At 33.7% G+C, this 18,470-nt stretch carries 18 protein-coding genes; 7 read left to right on the top strand and 11 right to left on the bottom strand.

Features of this window, described 5'->3' with window-relative positions; genetic code table 11:
- Positions 1–99: 99 nt before the first annotated feature.
- Positions 100–201: a GapA-binding peptide SR1P gene (locus tag ACFQ18_RS04875; RefSeq protein WP_083452571.1), complete on the bottom strand. Its 102-nt coding sequence runs from the start codon at positions 199–201 to the stop codon at positions 100–102.
- 294 nt (positions 202–495) lie between these two features.
- On the opposite strand from ACFQ18_RS04875, the gene ACFQ18_RS04870 reads away from it, so the two are divergent.
- The gene (locus ACFQ18_RS04870; RefSeq protein ID WP_060668676.1) at positions 496–2,058 is read left to right on the top strand and encodes a glycine betaine uptake BCCT transporter; all 1,563 of its coding nucleotides are present in this window, start codon (positions 496–498) and stop codon (positions 2,056–2,058) included.
- Positions 2,059–2,417: 359 nt separating this feature from the next.
- Here the strand turns inward: ACFQ18_RS04870 and lpdA are convergent, their stop codons facing one another.
- The 5 genes from lpdA to ACFQ18_RS04845 all read right to left on the bottom strand — a co-directional run bounded on the left by lpdA (position 2,418) and on the right by ACFQ18_RS04845 (position 8,596).
- Positions 2,418–3,824 carry a dihydrolipoyl dehydrogenase gene (lpdA, locus tag ACFQ18_RS04865; RefSeq protein ID WP_204797824.1) on the bottom strand — a complete coding sequence of 469 codons (1,407 nt, stop codon included), beginning with the start codon at positions 3,822–3,824 and terminating at the stop codon, positions 2,418–2,420.
- A 6-nt stretch (positions 3,825–3,830) separates the two neighbouring features.
- Entirely contained in the window at positions 3,831–5,393 is a 1,563-nt protein-coding gene (locus ACFQ18_RS04860; RefSeq protein WP_204797825.1) for a dihydrolipoyllysine-residue acetyltransferase, read from the bottom strand.
- Positions 5,394–5,412: 19 nt separating this feature from the next.
- Positions 5,413–6,390 (bottom strand): alpha-ketoacid dehydrogenase subunit beta, encoded by a 978-nt coding sequence (locus ACFQ18_RS04855; protein WP_060668673.1) that lies wholly within the window; start codon positions 6,388–6,390, stop codon positions 5,413–5,415.
- 3 nt (positions 6,391–6,393) lie between these two features.
- A complete protein-coding gene (gene pdhA, locus ACFQ18_RS04850) occupies positions 6,394–7,476 on the bottom strand; it encodes a pyruvate dehydrogenase (acetyl-transferring) E1 component subunit alpha (protein WP_047186414.1) in 1,083 nt (360 codons plus the stop codon).
- Positions 7,477–7,882: 406 nt separating this feature from the next.
- Entirely contained in the window at positions 7,883–8,596 is a 714-nt protein-coding gene (locus tag ACFQ18_RS04845) for a YkyA family protein (protein WP_204797826.1), read from the bottom strand.
- Positions 8,597–8,866: 270 nt separating this feature from the next.
- Between ACFQ18_RS04845 and def the strand changes: the two genes are divergently transcribed.
- The 3 genes from def to rnjA all read left to right on the top strand — a co-directional run bounded on the left by def (position 8,867) and on the right by rnjA (position 11,831).
- Complete coding sequence (gene def / locus ACFQ18_RS04840; RefSeq protein WP_060668671.1) at positions 8,867–9,418, top strand: peptide deformylase; 552 nt, start codon at positions 8,867–8,869, stop codon at positions 9,416–9,418.
- Between the two features lie 526 nt (positions 9,419–9,944).
- Complete coding sequence (locus ACFQ18_RS04835) at positions 9,945–10,160, top strand: DNA-dependent RNA polymerase subunit epsilon (RefSeq protein ID WP_047185348.1); 216 nt, start codon at positions 9,945–9,947, stop codon at positions 10,158–10,160.
- Positions 10,161–10,163: 3 nt separating this feature from the next.
- Positions 10,164–11,831 carry a ribonuclease J1 gene (gene rnjA / locus ACFQ18_RS04830; protein WP_204797827.1) on the top strand — a complete coding sequence of 556 codons (1,668 nt, stop codon included), beginning with the start codon at positions 10,164–10,166 and terminating at the stop codon, positions 11,829–11,831.
- A 72-nt stretch (positions 11,832–11,903) separates the two neighbouring features.
- Here the strand turns inward: rnjA and ACFQ18_RS04825 are convergent, their stop codons facing one another.
- The 3 genes from ACFQ18_RS04825 to cbpB all read right to left on the bottom strand — a co-directional run bounded on the left by ACFQ18_RS04825 (position 11,904) and on the right by cbpB (position 13,846).
- On the bottom strand, positions 11,904–12,569 hold the full coding sequence (locus ACFQ18_RS04825; RefSeq protein WP_047185346.1) for a potassium channel family protein: 666 nt from the start codon (positions 12,567–12,569) through the stop codon (positions 11,904–11,906).
- 341 nt (positions 12,570–12,910) lie between these two features.
- Positions 12,911–13,153 (bottom strand): YkuS family protein, encoded by a 243-nt coding sequence (locus ACFQ18_RS04820; protein ID WP_047185345.1) that lies wholly within the window; start codon positions 13,151–13,153, stop codon positions 12,911–12,913.
- Between the two features lie 237 nt (positions 13,154–13,390).
- A complete protein-coding gene (gene cbpB / locus ACFQ18_RS04815) occupies positions 13,391–13,846 on the bottom strand; it encodes a cyclic-di-AMP-binding protein CbpB (protein WP_379565840.1) in 456 nt (151 codons plus the stop codon).
- 620 nt (positions 13,847–14,466) lie between these two features.
- Here cbpB and ACFQ18_RS04810 point away from each other — a divergent pair.
- The 3 genes from ACFQ18_RS04810 (at position 14,467) to ACFQ18_RS04800 (ending at position 16,693) form a co-directional block, all read left to right on the top strand.
- Positions 14,467–15,318 (top strand): metallophosphoesterase, encoded by an 852-nt coding sequence (locus tag ACFQ18_RS04810; RefSeq protein WP_060669281.1) that lies wholly within the window; start codon positions 14,467–14,469, stop codon positions 15,316–15,318.
- 120 nt (positions 15,319–15,438) lie between these two features.
- Positions 15,439–16,008, top strand: a complete 570-nt coding sequence (locus ACFQ18_RS04805) for an SCO family protein (RefSeq protein ID WP_204797828.1) — start codon at positions 15,439–15,441, stop codon at positions 16,006–16,008.
- A 205-nt stretch (positions 16,009–16,213) separates the two neighbouring features.
- Entirely contained in the window at positions 16,214–16,693 is a 480-nt protein-coding gene (locus ACFQ18_RS04800) for a YkyB family protein (RefSeq protein ID WP_060669280.1), read from the top strand.
- Positions 16,694–17,496: 803 nt separating this feature from the next.
- Here the strand turns inward: ACFQ18_RS04800 and ACFQ18_RS04795 are convergent.
- Entirely contained in the window at positions 17,497–17,661 is a 165-nt protein-coding gene (locus ACFQ18_RS04795) for an FbpB family small basic protein (RefSeq protein WP_083452657.1), read from the bottom strand.
- Between the two features lie 336 nt (positions 17,662–17,997).
- A complete protein-coding gene (locus ACFQ18_RS04790; protein ID WP_204797829.1) occupies positions 17,998–18,180 on the bottom strand; it encodes an aspartyl-phosphate phosphatase Spo0E family protein in 183 nt (60 codons plus the stop codon).
- Positions 18,181–18,470: the final 290 nt, after the last annotated feature.

Genomic DNA, 18,470 nt, shown 5'->3' with positions numbered 1-18,470 from the left:
TAAATAAGATTCCTTCGTTTTAACTTTTTACAATAAAATACACCCACTAACCAATGGGTGCACTAATTTTTATTATAAAAACGTTCTCTTTTCGAATTTTTATTTATTGCATGTTGGACATGTACTATAAAGAGTTGTTACTTTTTCTTCCTCGAATGCTTCGATAACCTTTTCACATTCTTTACAAACGATTGTACCCATTTAAGCCATCCCCTTTTTCTCATTGTTATGTCTTATGTATATTATAATATGTCACATTGTTACAGTCAACACTAAATAGTATGACATAATCATTTTTTTGGTTTTTATTTTGTCGAAAAAAGTTGGACTATGTAGGTCCCCCCGCATAATTCCTTTTATATTTTTTATGCATTTCATTTTACAACTACCCTCAAAAACATGTACATTTATCAGGGTGCAATCTTTAATTTGACTGAATCGGATTAGTAAAATACGGGTAAAGTAAGTTACAGATACGAATAAGGAGAGGATTGAATGAAAAATAGAAGTGTAACGAAGGTTTTTTATATATCCGTAATTATTGTAGCCTTATTTATTATTTGGGGTGTTATCCCTCAAGAAACATTACCAAAGGGAAATTTAAATAATGTCACATCTATTATACAAGAATTTCTCGTTGATCAATTTGGATGGTTCTATTTAATAAGTGCTACTGCGTTTTTGGTGTTCGCTATTTATTTAATCTTTTCTAAATATGGAAAGATAAAATTAGGCAGACCTGAGGATAAACCAGAGTTTTCTTATTTATCTTGGTTTGCCATGCTATTTAGTGCTGGTATGGGAATTGGTTTAGTCTTTTGGGGGGCAGCTGAACCCCTTTCTCATTTTTACAAACCCCCGTACGGTGAAGGTGGAACAGAGGAAGCAGCACATACTGCAATGAAATATAGTTTCTTACACTGGGGAATTCATCCTTGGGCGATTTATGCTACAGTAGCTCTAGCTTTAGCCTACTTTAAATTCAGAAAGCAATCGCCCGCTGTTTTAAGTTCCGTATTAGAGCCTATATTTGGAGACCGAATCAAAGGAACATTGGGGACAGTTATTGATACCATAGTTGTATTTGCCACCGTATTTGGCGTTGCAACCTCTTTAGGATTTGGTGCTATACAGATTAGTGGCGGATTATCATATGTATTTGGAATTGATCAAACAATACTTTCAGAATTAATTATTATTATAATTGTTACTATACTATTCGTAGGATCTAATTTGAGTGGACTTGGTAAAGGAATGAAATATTTAAGTAATACTAACTTAATTATTGCCTCTCTTCTACTACTATTTGTCCTTATACTAGGGCCTACAAATTTTATTTTAAATTTCTTTACAACAACATTAGGTAGTTATATTCAAGATTTACCGAGTATGACATTACGAATGTCGCCTTTTAACGAAGAAAACATGGCCTGGACAAATAATTGGACACTCTTTTATTGGGCATGGTGGATAGCTTGGGCACCGTTTGTTGGTACTTTTATCGCACGCGTTTCCCGAGGTAGAACAATAAGAGAGTTTATTTTAGGCGTATTATTAGTTCCAACAATTATAGGGGCTTTGTGGTTTACCATTTTAGGGGGCACAGCTATTCAATTTGACTTTTTCGAAGGCACTAATATCATTGAAGAAATTAATACAAATGGAGAAGAAGTCGCTTTATTTGCAGTACTCGAGAACCTTCCTCTAGATACATTAATGTCGATAATAGGGATTGTTTTAATCGCCATATTCTTTATTACATCGGCAGATTCTGCAACATTAGTTCTGGGAATGCAAACAACAGGGGGAAACTTAGACCCATCTAATAAAGTGAAATTTACTTGGGGAATTATTCAATCTGCAACTGCAGCAGTTCTACTTTGGCAAGGTGGTCTAGATGCATTACAAACCGCATCAATAATTGCAGCATTCCCTTTTTCCATTATTATGATATTAATTGTATTTTCTTTAATTAAATCTTTTAATAAAGAGGCAGAGATTATAGAATCGTCTAGAAGGAAAAAACTTATTAAAGAAATTAAAAATAATATAAAGTAAAACACATTCATTTTTGGTTTTCTTTCAATTCCCTATGAATATTAGTTAAATTTATTAGAATGCAACTGGTCGTACACCCCTACTATGGATATCTATGTTTTAAGTCGACTTCTTATGTGGGGTCTTAAAGCCAGTTAAGACGTGATACAAAATCTGAGTCAATAAGTTAGTATAAAAGGTGTGAGTACTCTCAAATGTTGAGGGTACCACACCTTTTTCGCTCCTAAGGTAACTTTTATGTTTAAGTTGTATGTTCATGGTATTTGATATATTAGATCAAAGAAAAATGGCTCTAATCACCGTTTTTCGATGAATTAGAGCCATTTATTTTTGACTAGATATGTTCCAGCCTCATTTAATTACATAATATGAATTGGAGTACCAAGTGCTACTTCAGCAGCCTCCATTGTTATTTCACCTAAAGTTGGATGAGCGTGAATAGTTAACGCTAAATCCTCTGCAGTCATACCAGCTTCTACAGCAAGTCCAATTTCAGAAATCATGTCACTTGCATTAGGTCCAGCAATTTGACCTCCAAGAACTAATCCATCCTCTTTACGAGTAATTAGTTTCAAGAAACCATCTGTATTGTTTAAGGACAATGCACGTCCATTAGCAGCAAATGGGAATTTACCAACTTTAACTTCATAACCTTGTTCTTTTGCTTCATCTTCGGAAAGACCGACAGAAGCTAGTTCAGGTTCTACGAATGCAACTGCAGGCATACCGATATAGTCTACTTCGGATTTTTCTCCACTAATTGCCTCTGCGGCTACTTTTCCTTCATAGGAAGCTTTATGCGCTAATGGAGAACCTGGTACAATATCGCCAATTGCGTAAATGTTGCTTACATTAGTACGACATTGTTTATCAACTTTGATAAGTCCTCTTTCAGTTAGTTCGATACCAAGTTGTTCTAAACCAATTTCGTCAGTATTTGGACGACGACCTACCGTAACTAATACGTAATCAGCTTCAATTGTTTCTTCTTTTCCATTAGCCTCATACGTAACTTTAACGCCATCTTTTGTTTCTTCAACACCTTTAGCCATAGCTTCAGTGATAATGTTAGCGCCTTTTTTCTTCAAGCCTTTTTTAACAACTTGTGTCATAGACTTTTCAAATCCACCTAAGATATCTTTAGCACCTTCAAGGAATGTAACCTCAGTACCAAAGTTTAAATATGCAGTACCTAATTCGCTGCCGATATATCCAGCACCAATAACTACTAATTTTTTAGGAATTTCTTTTAAATTTAAAGCACCAGTTGAATCAAGAACACGGTCAGAAAACTTAAAGCTTGGGATTTCAATTGGTCGAGATCCTGTTGCAATAATACAGTTGTTGAATTTATATGTTTGAGAGCTCTTCTCATCCATAATTTTAGCTGTGTTAGAGTCTACGAAATAAACTTCACCTTTAACGATATCAACTTTATTTCCTTTAAGAAGACCTTGAACACCAGATGTTAATTTATTGACTACAGTACCTTTCCATTCTTGTACTTTAGTAAAATCAACATCCACATTTTTAGTTGTAATACCGATCTCTGCATTGCCGTTAGCATTTTCAACCATATGGCCAGCTTGAATTAGAGCTTTTGAAGGAATACATCCAACATTTAGACAAACCCCACCAAGTGCACCTTTGTCAGCAATTGTAACTTTTTGTCCTAATTGAGCAGCACGAATAGCAGCAACATATCCTCCTGGACCTGCACCTACTACTAAAGTATCTACTTCTACCGGAAAATCTCCAACTACCATATTAACTTACGCCTCCATCATGATTAATTGTGGATCATTTAATAAACGTTTCATTTGGTTAAGAGCATTTTGAGCTGTTGCACCATCGATAATACGGTGGTCAAATGATAGAGATAATGCTAGTACTGGTGCAATTGCAACCTCACCATTTTTGACAACTGGTTTTTCCGCAATACGACCGATACCTAAAATGGCTACCTCAGGTTGGTTAATAACTGGAGTAAACCATTGTCCACCAGCAGAACCAATATTAGTGATTGTGCTAGAAGCCCCTTTCATCTCTCCAGGTGCTAGTTTACCACTTCTTGCCTTATCTGCCAATTCATTAATTTCCTGAGAAATTTCAAAAATAGATTTTCTGTCAGCATTTTTAACAACTGGAACTAGAAGACCTTTTTCTGTATCAGCTGCAATTCCCACATTATAATAATGTTTTTGAATAATTTCATCAGTAGTATTATCAATAGATGCATTTAAGCTTGGATATTGTTTTAATGCAGATACTAATGCTTTTACTACATATGGCAAGTAAGTTAGCTTAATACCTTGATCCATTGCAACTTGTTTGAATTTCTTACGATGTGCTACAAGTTCTGTAACATCTACCTCGTCTAATAATGTAACATGAGGTGCAGTATGTTTAGAGTTAACCATCGCTTTCGAAATAGCTTTTCTAATACCAGACATTTTTTCACGAGTTTCTGGGAATTCTTCACCAGCTGGTACATATGGTTTAGCTTCTTCTTTTTCAGCTTTAGCAGTTTCTTGAGCATTTGTTGAAGCTTGAGCTGATGTTGCTGCTTGACCACCATTTAAGAATGCATCGATATCTTCTTTTAATATACGTCCATTTTTACCAGATCCAGCAACTTCTTTAACATTAACACCTTTTTCACGAGCGTATTTTCTTACAGATGGCATTGCAATCACACGTTTGCCATCATCATTTGAGCTGGCAGCACTTGTATTATTAGCTTGTGGTTTATTAGTTTCCGCTGAAGAATCTGCTGAAGTTTCTGCTGATTCATATCCTTCCGCTTCAAAAGTAACAAATATATTACCTACTGTTGCTACTTCTCCTTCTCCTACATGAATTTTTTGAACAGTTCCATCTACTGGGGAAGGAATTTCAACAACTGCTTTATCGTTTTGTACTTCACATAAAACGTCGTCTTCTTTTACTGTGTCGCCTTCTTTAAAGAACCATTTAACAATTTCACCTTCTGCAATTCCTTCTCCAATATCAGGGAATTTAAATTCAAAGGTTCCTTTATTTGAGCCAGTGGATTCTGATTGAGCTTGAGAATCAGTTTCTTCTCCACCTTCGTATCCTTCCGCATCGAAAGTAACAAATATATTACCTACTGTTGCTACTTCTCCTTCTCCTACATGAATTTTTTGAACAGTTCCATCTACTGGGGAAGGAATTTCAACAACTGCTTTATCATTTTGTACTTCACATAAAACGTCGTCTTCTTTTACTGTATCCCCTTCTTTAAAGAACCATTTAACAATTTCACCTTCTGCAATTCCTTCTCCAATATCGGGGAATTTAAATTCGAATGCCATTATTTTGTACCTCCTAGTTTTAGAAATTCATTACTGCGTTTACTTTTTCTATGATGTCTTTATGATTTGGAAGCCATACTTCTTCGGCATCAGAGAATGCATATACTGTATCAGGAGCAGTAACACGTAATACCGGTGCTTCTAAATGAAGAATTGCTCTTTCTTGAATTTCACTAACTACATTTGCTGCGACACCAGCTTGTTTCTGTGCTTCTTGCACTACGATAGCACGATTTGTTTTCTTAACAGATTCTAATATTGTATCCGTATCAATAGGAGAAACCGTACGTAAATCAATTACTTCTGCAGAAATTCCATCTTTTTCAAGTTCTTCTGCAGCTTTAAGGCATGAATGAACCATTGCACCATAGGAAACAAGTGTTACATCTTTTCCTTCACGTTTTACATCTGCCTTTCCAATTTCAACTGTATATTCCTCTTCAGGAACTTCTTCACGGAAAGAACGATATAATTTCATATGTTCTAAGAAAATGACTGGATCATTATCACGAATTGCAGAAATTAGTAAACCTTTAGCTTCATACGGTGTTGAAGGAATAACTACTTTTAATCCTGGTTGTTGTGCCATTAAACCTTCTAAAGAATCCGCGTGTAATTCAGGAGTATGTACTCCACCACCAAATGGTGCACGAACTGTAACAGGCATATTCCATCTTCCACCTGAACGATAACGCATACGCGCCATTTGCCCACTAATAGAATCTATTACTTCATAAACGAAACCGAAAAATTGAATTTCCGGAACTGGACGAAATCCTTGGGTAGCTAGACCAATAGTTAACCCGCCAATTCCTGATTCAGCTAGTGGTGTGTCGAATACACGGTCTTCACCAAATTCATCTTGGAGTCCTTCAGTAGCACGGAAAACCCCACCGTTTTTACCAACATCTTCACCAAATACAAGCACATTTTCATCTTTTTTTAATTCTGTACGCATTGCATCAGTGATTGCTTGAATCATTGTCATTTGTGCCATGATTTATTTCGACTCCTTTTCTTTATATTCTTCCATTTGTTCTTGTAAATTGGAAGGTAATACTTCAAACATATTTCCAATTAAATCCGTTACTTTTTGTTTAGGATATTTTTCCGCTTCTTTAATAGCCTTCTTAATATCTTCTTTTGCTTCTTCAATTACTTTGTTTTCTTCGTCTTCAGACCATAATTTTTTACCTTCTAGGAACTTACGGAAACGTACTAATGGGTCTTTCTTCGCCCACTCGTTATCCAATTCTTCAGAACGATAACGTGTTGGATCGTCACCAGACATTGTATGTGGACCATAACGGTACGTAAGTGTCTCAATTAATGTTGGACCTTCTCCTGCAATTGCACGTTCTCTTGCATGTTTAGTTGCTGCATAAACAGCTAGAACGTCCATACCATCAACTTGGATACCTTCAATACCTGCTGCAACGGCTTTTTGTGCTAAAGTTTTTGCATTTGTTTGTAATTCTCTAGGAACGGAAATAGCAAATCCGTTATTTTGCACAACGAAAATAGCTGGAGCTTTAAAAGCGCCCGCAAAGTTAATTCCTTCATAGAAGTCACCTTGAGATGTACCACCATCACCTGTGTATGTTATAGCAACTGTTTTAGCACCGCGTTTCTTCATACCTAATGCTACTCCAGCTGTTTGAACATATTGAGCACCAATAATAATTTGTGGACTTAGTGCTTGTAGGTCTTCTGGCATTTGATTTCCATGGAAATGACCTTTAGAGAAAAGGAATGCTTGATATAATGGAAGTCCTTGCCAAATTAATTGTGGAACGTCACGATATCCCGGTAAAAGAAAATCGTCTTTTTCTAAAGCAAATTGACTTCCTAATTGAGAAGCCTCTTGTCCAGCTGTCGGTGCATAGAAACCTAAACGACCTTGTCTGTTTAAAGCTATAGAACGCTGATCCAGAATTCGTGTATAAACCATACGACGCATCAATTCTTTCAACTCATCATCTGAAAGATCAGGCATATCATCTTTATTTACTAATTCTCCATCCTCATTAAGGATCTGGAACGTCTCGAACAAACTTTCAACACTTTCTAATACGTGTTTCAAAATAGTTCACCTCTTCCTTTCTTTAACCCAATATTTTTATTTTCAGTTTTAGCTTTACCAAAAAACTGAAAAATGTACTCCTTTATTAATATTTCTTGTACCCTATTTCACGTTAGTAAAATCTTTTCATTGTATTGCCCGTATGTAGCTCTGTTATAAAAAACAACCAATAAAAAACTGGTACAATCAATAACTAAATTAAATATATATTATAATTTTATAAAGGTCAATTCCTTTGATTTATTTAATTGTATTCAGATAACTAAGTGTAATTTTCAATCCTCTCCCCTCCCAAAACTGTTATAACATAGCAAAACAACTGTACCAATTTACATGAGGACAGTTATCTGATAATACTTATTTATCTAACTATTTATTAGGCAAATAAAAAAAGGCAACCAAAATTTTAGTTGCCTTTTTTATCTATCTCTTCATCTATTGTTGGTTCTTCGTAGGTCACATCAATATTAGCTAATGTATAGAACTCCCTTTTCAGTTCATTATATTTAATTGTATATGTATTAAATTTCTCATTTGCGTCTAGTACCTTCTCATATCCCTTGTTTATTTTATTAATCTGTTTGGTTAAATCTTCTTGCTTCAAGTCTTGCTTCAAGTCTTGCTTCTGTAACATCTCGTACAATTCCGTTTCTAATTCCAACGACACAATATAAGTTTTATTTAATTCATTATAAGATAAATATCGCTTTTCCATCTTATTGTATAATTTTCCCGCGATCCTCCTTGCATCCTGATCTTTAATTTTTTCAATATAATCTTCCGTTTTCTGAAACACTTCTTTGGAAGATTCCATGTTTTCCTTTTCCATATCAATCAGTTCTGACCTTTTGTTAATGTTACCTATAGCTTCCTTTGCTAATTTTTTAATTTCATCTTTATTATCCGTTCCCGAATCAATGATTTGTTTGTAGATTTTTTGTTCCTCAGCTTCTAGATTTGTTATTTTATTTTGTTGACCTATAAATTCAGACTCAATACGAACTGCTTCTTCTAAATATGTATATATTTCTTCCTCTGCAGTTGTATGTTTACATGCAGAAAGAACTATTAAAATGAACAGGTTAAAAAAAATAATAGTTTTTCTTATACGAAACAACAATAGTCACCTCCTAAAACAGGTACTCTTTTATACTTTTTACCGTATAATATTGGGAAGCTTGGCATTCGCCAAGCTTTTGGCGAATGCCTTAGTTGCACTTACGCTGACAGGAAAGATTTTTATACTTTCCTACCTGCTAAAAAATGCACGTTGCATCTCCATTCTAGCTTGTCCTAATAATATGATTTATTTTCCATGAATATGTTAATATAATAAAATGAAATAGTTTAACAATACTTATTATCCATTTTTATCTAAAGGAGTTTTAATATGATAACCATGAAAGATATTGTACGTGAAGGTCATCCTTCACTAACAAAAGAAGCTAAAGAAGTTTCTATCCCCCTCAGCCCTGAGGACAAACAACTATTAAAAGAAATGATTACATTCTTAAAAAATAGTCAAGATGAGGAAATAGCAACTAAATACAAGTTAAGGGCAGGAGTTGGTTTAGCTGCTCCACAATTAGGTATTGAAAAACGTTTAATTGCTATTCATTTTGAGGACGTTGATGGAAAATTATACAGCTATGGCTTAGCCAATCCCAAAATTATTAGTCATTCTGTTGAAGGTGCTTATTTAGCAGCTGGCGAGGGATGTCTATCTGTTGATCGTCCTGTTGAAGGTTACGTGCCAAGACATCGTCGAGTAACAGTTACAGCGGTAGATATGGATGATAATCCGGTTAAATTAAGATTAAAAGGATATCCTGCAATTGTATTCCAACACGAAATAGATCATTTAAATGGAATTATGTTCTTCGATCGTATTAATAAAGAGAATCCATTAAAAATACCAGATAATTCCACTGCAATTGAATAAACTACAGAATAGTGTCCGAGATGACACTATTTTTTTATGTATAAAATCTGTTCGTTTGTTAACGATAAAATTAGGAAAAACCCTCCTAATGATAAGAAAACTAAGGCTTCGCCATGTCTTTTGGCGAATGCCTTAGTTGCCATTATGTAAATAGGAAAGATCTTTATACTTTCCTACCTACGAAAATATTTTTAAAGAAATGATGGATTTTTATTTCAATATTTCCCAAAACATACTATACTAAAGATTAAGAGGGATTGGAACGGTAGAAGTTTTTTGCTTTTCTTCTTTTGAAAGGAGACGTGTTAAGTCATGTTAAAACGCCTTAAAGAAAAGCTTAAGAAACGATGGAAGGAATTTTTAAAGAAAGAAGGACGTGTACCTACAACATTTAAAAAAGACTACCAGTAAATTTTACCAATCAAATTTTTGCGGATTATCAAAAACTCTATTAATAAATACGGAAAACATTACAGAAAAATACAGAACGGAATAAACAATACTAATTAAAGGCAGGAGAGAAAACATGATATTTAAAGTTCTTTATCAGGAATCACCTGATGAAATACCAGTTCGTGAACGTACAAAAAGTATGTATGTAGAAGGAGAATCTGTACGTGAGATTCGCGATAAATTAATAAAAAAAGGCTATAAAATTAATGTAGAACATATTCATGCACTAGACCCAGCACATCTTGAATACGAAAAACAATCCGAACACTTTAAATTGGAGAATGTGTAACGGATGAAATTTGTCAAAAACGATCAAGCAGCAATATACGCACTCGGTGGGTTAGGTGAAATAGGTAAAAACATGTATGCGGTACAGTTCCAAGATGAAATTATTATCATTGATTCAGGTATAAAATTTCCTGAAGATGAACTTCTTGGAATTGATTATGTAATACCCGATTTCACTTACCTTGTACAAAATAAAGATAAAATTAAAGGGTTATTCATTACTCATGGTCATGAGGATCACATTGGGGGAATTCCGTATTTTCTTAGAGAAGTGAATGTTCCTATATATGCTGGAAAACTTGCACTAGGATTGATTCGAAATAAATTAGATGAACATGGTCTATTACGTAATGCAAAATTAATACCCATACAAGAAGATGATATAATTAAATTCCGTAAAACTTCTGTAACTTTTTTCCGTACTACACATAGTATTCCAGATGCATTTGGAATCTTAATAAAGACTCCCCCAGGGAATATCGTACACACAGGCGATTTTAAATTCGATTTTACCCCTGTTGGAGAACCGGCTAACCTTACGAAAATGGCTGAAATTGGAAAAGAAGGTGTACTTTGTCTATTATCGGATAGTACAAACAGTGAAATACCTGGTTTTACCATGTCCGAGAGAGTTGTAGGAGACAGTATTAATGAAATTTTTAGTCGTGTAGATGGGCGCTTAATTTTTGCAACCTTTGCTTCAAACATTTATCGTTTACAACAGGTTGTTGAATCTGCTGTAAAACATAATAGAAAAGTTGCAGTTTTTGGGCGCAGTATGGAATCCGCAATAAACTTAGGTCAAGAATTAGGTTACATTCAAGTTCCTAAAGAAACTTTTATTGATGGTAATCAAATCAATCGTTTACCTGCAAATGAGGTCACTATTCTTTGTACTGGCTCCCAAGGTGAATCCATGGCTGCATTATCTCGTATTGCAAATGGTACACATCGTCAAATTCAACTAATACCGGGAGACACCGTTGTATTTTCTTCCTCACCAATCCCTGGAAATACAGTGAGTGTTTCAAGAATTATCAATAAATTGTATCGTGCTGGAGCAGAAGTGATTCACGGAAAATTAAATAACATCCATACTTCTGGTCACGGTAGCCAAGAAGAACAAAAATTAATGCTTCGTTTAATAAAACCGAAGTATTTCATGCCGATTCACGGGGAATATCGAATGCTAAGAGAACATATTAAATTAGCTGTTTCTTGTGATGTGGAAGAAGACAACTGTTTTATCATGGATAACGGAGATGTACTAGCATTAGGTAAAGAAAATGCATCCGTTGCTGGCAAGATTCCATCTGGATCTATCTATGTAGATGGTAGTGGAATTGGTGATATTGGTAACATTGTTTTACGTGATCGTAGGATTTTATCTGAAGAAGGACTAGTAATCGTTGTTGTAAGTATTAATATGAGAGAATTCAAGATTGCTGCAGGACCAGATATTATCTCTCGTGGTTTTGTTTACATGAGGGAATCCGAAGATTTAATTAATGAAGCACAGAAATTAGTATCCAAACATTTAGATAAGGTAATGGAAAGAAAAACAAATCAATGGTCTGAAATTAAAAATGAAATCACAGATACAATTGCACCTTTCTTATATGAAAAAACAAAACGCAGACCGATGGTATTACCTATTATTATGGAAGTTTAAATAGTAAAAAGGCATTGTGAAGAATCACAGTGCCTTTTTTGTCAATTACGACCGGTTACAGTTCTTTTATTATTAATCAATTACTAGATGTTTTTCAAACCTAGACAAATCATTATCAGCTCCTATTACAATAAGGATATCGTCCGTTTGTAGGGCTTCATTAGCCTGAGGAGAGACATTAATCTCACTCCCCTTTTTAATTGCAACAACGTTACAACCGTAGTTCGCACGAATATCTAGTTCAGCAAGTGATTTCCCCACCATTTTTCTTCCTACTTTTACCTCAGCAATACTATGATCATCTGATAATTCAAGATAATCAAGTATATTATTTGATATGAAATTATGCGCAAGGCGCTTTCCCATATCACGTTCAGGATGCACAATTCGATCTGCACCAATTTTATGCAAGATTTTTTCGTGATAATCATTTTGCGCTTTTACCGTCACCCTACTAACACCTAAATCTTTTAATATTACCGTGGTTAATATACTTGCTTGGATATTTTCACCAATTGCAACAATAACATGTTCAAAATTGGAAATTCCTATGTCTTTTAAAGAATCTTCATCTGTTGAATCTAAAATAACTGCATGGGAAGCAATATTCTTAAACTCATTAACCTTCTCAACATCAATATCTATTGCCAAAACAGGCATTCCCTCAAAACTTAGTTCCCTACATATACTACCACCAAATCGCCCTAATCCAATTACTGCAAACTCTTTCTTTTTCATAAAAATCCTCCAATAAAGTGAAACTCATTCAGTAAAGAGTTTCGACGCTCAGAACGTCATGATTTTATTCGGCCTTTTATACCCCACTGAATGTTAGTTGAACTTCTCAGGGCGTTACCGGCTGCCCACTCCTCATTTTAGATATCTTTATTTAACTCGACTTCTTCAAGTAGTGGACTTACAGCCAATAAACACGTGATTTTAATCTCATCACACGAAAATTTTCTGCCCTAGTTATTTTCTCTATTTTACCACACTAAAAAGAGAAGAAGGAATTTACCCTCTTCCCCATACTTTAATTGGAGTACTACATTACAAAGCGATGTTACTGAATACAATTATTATTGTAATCTTTCATTTACCATTTGAACAATATCTTCTGCAGCATAACCCTGTGCATTAATTACAGACGCTTCTGTAACAACATCCGCCATTCCCATAACATCTTTATCCATTCCAGATATGATGCAACAATCACACCCATTTACATCAGATTCAGTTCTAAGATCTACAACTTCATGTCCCATTTCCATCAATGCCGCTTTTACATCTGATAGTGTTTCTTCTACACCAATACGTGCCATACGTATTTCCTCCTCACATATACATTTACATATGTAGTTTGACCCAAATACCGGAGAAATATGTAAGGTTTCCTTGCATATTAAAAACTAAGGCATTCACTTAGTATTAGTTGATGCCTTAGTTGCACTTATGCAGAAAGAAAGTTTTATATGTTTTCCCATCTGCTAATAAAGAAGAATTCCATGGGAATCTTACTACCCATTTAGGGGGATAAAAAAAGAGCATGAGCTTTTCTTTTATTTATTAAATATATTTGTAACATAAATTTCCTTTTTTAATTGCTTTAAAATTGCTCTTCTAGTTAAAATCCCGTCGAAATAATTATCTTTATCTACTACACATATAAAAGCATGATCGATTGTAGCATTTAATCCATCTAATAAATTATTTTCTTTTTTTAAGGTCAGAAGGTTGTCATTCATCGCTTCCTTCACTTTTAACTCTGATAGCTTTTCAATTTCGAATCGTTCCATTCCTAAAATTTGATTTAATATGGCTGTTTTACTAATTATCCCAACTAATTTATAAGACGTGTCCAGCACAGGGACAGCTGAATAACCGGATTTCACTAATACTAATAAAGCATGTTCCAAAGGATTATTTACCTGTACGCGGGCGACCTTTTCGGAGGAAATCATTAAATCACCAACAGAAATATCTGATAATCTTCTATCTTCTTGTAACATACTCATAGCATAAACATCCCTTCTTAAGTGTTTAACAAACGATCTGTTTTTTTAAGTTTAATGATTACTTAACTTCTTAAATTACACACACTAAATATAGATATATAATATGTCTCTAAAATGTGTAGGCGCTTTCTCCTCTATAATAAGTGTAACACAATAAATAATAGCATACATTTCCTAAGCTTTAAAAATATTATTTCACTTAAATGGGTTTTAATCTGAAGTTTAATGAATAAAAGTAGAGAGTTGACGAGGTATATAATAGATGAGTATTAGAATATTTGCTTTAGGTTTGGCAAATGTCTTTGTTGCACTTATGCAAATTTTTACGGTGAGTAATCGGAACCCCAGATGGGAAAGATTTTTATACTTCTTACCTGCTTAAAAAGGAACCCACAGATGACACAATCCATATCTTAGGTTAGAATAGACAATTGTAGTTATTCGTATTATGCTTTGGCGGATGCCTTTGTTGCACTTGACAGGAAGAAAGTTTTATCCTTCCCTACCTGCTATCATACCAGAAAAAAACACATTACATTATAATTTTATCAGAAAAAGGTAAAAAGTCAATTTTTAATTATTTCTTTAGCTAGTATTTTTATTAATGGAGAGGATTTTTTATGGATAGACGGACTTTTTTAAAAAGAGGGATGGGAAGTCTCATCACTTTATTTGGTTTAAGTGGTGGTGGATATTTTTACGCAAAAGAATTGGAGCCTCGAATGATTAAATTTCAGCACGAACTCATTCAATCAAAAAAAATCCCTCCATCTTTTGATAATTTTAAAATTGCCCAGTTCTCTGATACCCACATTGGTTTCCATTATACAGTCGATCAGCTTTCCGAATTAATCGAAAAAATTAACGCAAATCATCCGGATGTTATTGTTTTTACAGGTGATCTTGTAGACAATCCTAATAAATTTGATGCATACACTTCCATTCAAGAGAAACTTAAACGATTAGACGCACCTTATGGTAAATTCTGGATATATGGTAATCACGACCACGGGGGATATGGCACGGAAATTATTAAAAAAGTAATGAAAGAATCTGATTTTCATTTATTACAAAATAGCCATACCGTTATAGAAAAAGGAGCCGACCGTTTTATATTAGCAGGTATAGATGATGTCATGTTAGGAAAGCCAGATTTAACTGTTGCATTGGATCAAGTGAATCATGAGTTATTTACCATTTTATTGGCACATGAACCTGACTATGCTGACATTGCATCAAAGTACCCGATCGATGTTCAATTATCCGGTCATAGCCATGGCGGGCAAGTTCGATTACCATGGATTGGTGATCTATATACTCCTGATTATGCGGAAAAGTATGTTAAAGGGAAATATATGCTTAATAAGGATACGTTTACACTATACGTTAATAGCGGAATTGGGACAACGCGTCTCCCCTACCGATTCCTGTGTAAGCCTGAAATTCATATCTTTACTTTAAAACACTCCTAATTACGATAGGATTGTCATAAATATTTCAAAACATATCCTGCTTTTCTTTTGATATCATATTACAATTAAAATAATAGGCAAATTTTGCTATTTGAAAAAAGATTCAAAAGGGGTGGTGAAATGAAATTCCTAAAATTTCTCTCACTAAGTTTATTTCTTTTCCTAGCAGCTTGCGGAGGATATCCTATAGAAACAAATATGTCACAGGAAGTTGCTAATTTTAATTTTACTACTCAAGATAATGAAAGTTTATCACTTAAAGATTTAGAGGGAGAATGGTGGATCGCAGATTTTATTTTTACAAATTGTACAACCGTTTGCCTTCCGATGACACACAACATGTCCCAACTCCAATCTAAACTAAAAGAAGAGAATCTTGATGTGAAATTAGTTTCCTTTAGTGTTGATCCAGAATTTGATTCACCAGAAGTATTGAAACAATATGGGGAAAGTTATGAGGCAGACTTTACAAATTGGAACTTCTTAACAGGCTATGATTTTGATACAATTAAGGAGTTATCTATTAAATCATTTAAAAATCTAGTTGTCGAACCAAAGGAAGATGATCAAGTAATGCACGGTACTTCCTTTTTTCTAGTTAGCCCTGAAGGTGAAGTTATTAAAAATTATAGTGGAGTAGATGCAACTGAGATAGATTCGATAGTTGCAGATTTAAAAGAGCTAAATTAGGATATTTGAGGCTGGGACAAAACCTTTCTAAAATAAAACAGCATGAAATTGACTGGATAAACTTTGATTTTATGCTGTTTTATTTACATGACTTGCACTAAAATCAAATCATTTTCAATTTATATTCCAGCCCCGTTTTTCTTGCTTATAGACAAGCTTTACGATACGATAGAATAAAAGTCGGTGGAAAGGAGGAAATTGTAATATGGATCAAAAGGATGATTCACTAAAAGAAATTGCAAAGGCACTATTTATAATAAATAGACATGCCAAAACCGCGCCAGAACCAAAGCACTTGTATTATATAAAAAAAGAAACCATTAACAAATTATTAAAAGAAAAAAAGGCTATTAAAATGGGACTCCATTTTTCTGATCATCCCAAATTAAGTAATCAACACTCTACTTTATTAGTTAAAGTAGACGATTATTATTTTCATATCCCCCCAACTAAAGAAGACTTCAAAGGACTCAAGCATCTTGGTTCATTGGATCAAAATTATCGGAATCCCCAAACTAAAATGTCATTATCAAAAGCCAAAAAAATTGTTTATAATTATATAAATTACAAGCCGGTTAAAAAACAAGATAGCTCTAATAGAAGATACACTTCTACTTACTATACCCCTTCTTCTCTCGGAAAAATGGAATGGCCACCAATTCATCCATCACGAAGAAAGTTTTAATTTACAAGAATAAACTACGAAGTTCTCACATAAGAATGAAGTAGTTTTTTTATTTTGCTTTTTTACGAAAAAATTGAGTTTACGTGAATTAAAATAGTTACTAAAGTATTACGTCTTACCAATCAATTTGCGTATGCTATAGAAAATGATTAATGACACTCCAAAAAAAGCAAAGACTTGTAAAATCATCTGTATCACTATTGTTTTCGCCTCGGATAAACTAGGAATAAAAAATATCATTAAGCATATTGCAATAAATACAAACAGACTACTAATAATATAACTTAATAAATGGTTTAATTTTAGAAGTATAATCCATTGTATGAAAGGATGGATAATCACGTAAATAATAATTAGTACCATACACATTAAAATAAAATAAAAAAGCTCATTATTTAATCCCAAAGCAGCAAGGTGATGAAATTTTATGAAACTAAAAATAAATTCTCTCAACCTACTCTCCTCCCTTCCCTATTTGCATACATCTTTGCCTAAATTAAAATAAACTATACGGCTAACTTATTGATTTAAGAGGATTTTCGAAACGTCCGTTGAAAATGACACTTCGACGGACAGGAAACGAATTAAAGGATAGCTGGCGTATAAACAGATATTGTAGCTAACGTTGGTTTCCCTTGTAGGGGCAACATACAATTAACCAACCTAAGGTCCTTGAATTTATTTTACATTCTGTCGTTAATTAATAGACTTATAAGTAGAAATTTATATCCATAAAGAAGACTTCTAAGGTGGAATAAACGCAAAAAACAGAGATAGCTTTCCTATCCCTGTTTTCATATCTATTATACTTTCATTTCATCCTGGTTTCGTTTACGTTTTGATTTCAGTAATTCTTTGTGTTTTTTCTCCAAACGTAATTCAATTTGTTGTATTCTTTTTTCATCATCTAATAATTCTTGTTTATTTTGTTCCACTAGTTGCTCAAAATTTAATGTTTTCGGTCTCATATGTTACACTCCTTTAATGTTCTGAATCTATTATACCCTAATTCTAATTATTTTAATCTAAATTATTTGAACATTTTATTAAAATTTTACAATTCGCAAAAAGGTGGTTTTAGAAATTAGGGGATTTTATAGGAAAAACGTTCATACTAATACCAATGAAGCATAATATACTGATGGAAAAATAAACCATTACACATAATGGTTTATTTTTGGTAATGAGACTTTAATTTAGAAGTACTTTCTTTTGAGGTCAAGGAGGAACTTACTAAGTCGAGGATTGTATAGTTAAGTAATAAAAATCATCATTTGTTGGATATCTAAACTAAAAAAGTAAATCTATTTAACCTCATCTTCTTTTCCATTATCACTTTTTAAATTATCGTATACGTTTAACAAATGATCTAATTCCTGACTTAAGGCAATCGATTCCCTATCGGTAAACCCCTTATTCATGGCAATTTGGGTCAATTTTTTTCTTAAATGCTCAATTTTAACTAAAACGTTTTCAGTGCTATTCATATTAGGCTAGATATCCTCCTTTAAATAATTCTTTTATACTTTAGCATAGCTAATAAGCGATTGACAAGCAATTATAACTTTAAGAGGTTGTTCAAAAGTCTGGTGAAAATGAAATTTCGAAACTAAGGAGCTTCGACTAAGTTCCGCTTGCTCACGTATTGACTGCATACATTCCGCTAAAGATATTGCGTTTTTAGCTGACCTCGATCCTTTTCACCTACTTTTTGAACACGTACTTTAAGAAATAATTGTCGATTCTATTTTTAGACTGTGCTACTATGGTAAATATA

The sequence above is a fragment of the Oceanobacillus caeni genome (genome assembly GCF_042678465.1).
Lineage (GTDB): Bacteria > Bacillota > Bacilli > Bacillales > Amphibacillaceae > Oceanobacillus > Oceanobacillus caeni.
The sequence above is the reverse complement of the archived record's forward strand: the minus strand, read 5'-3'. Positions and strand labels throughout refer to the sequence as shown.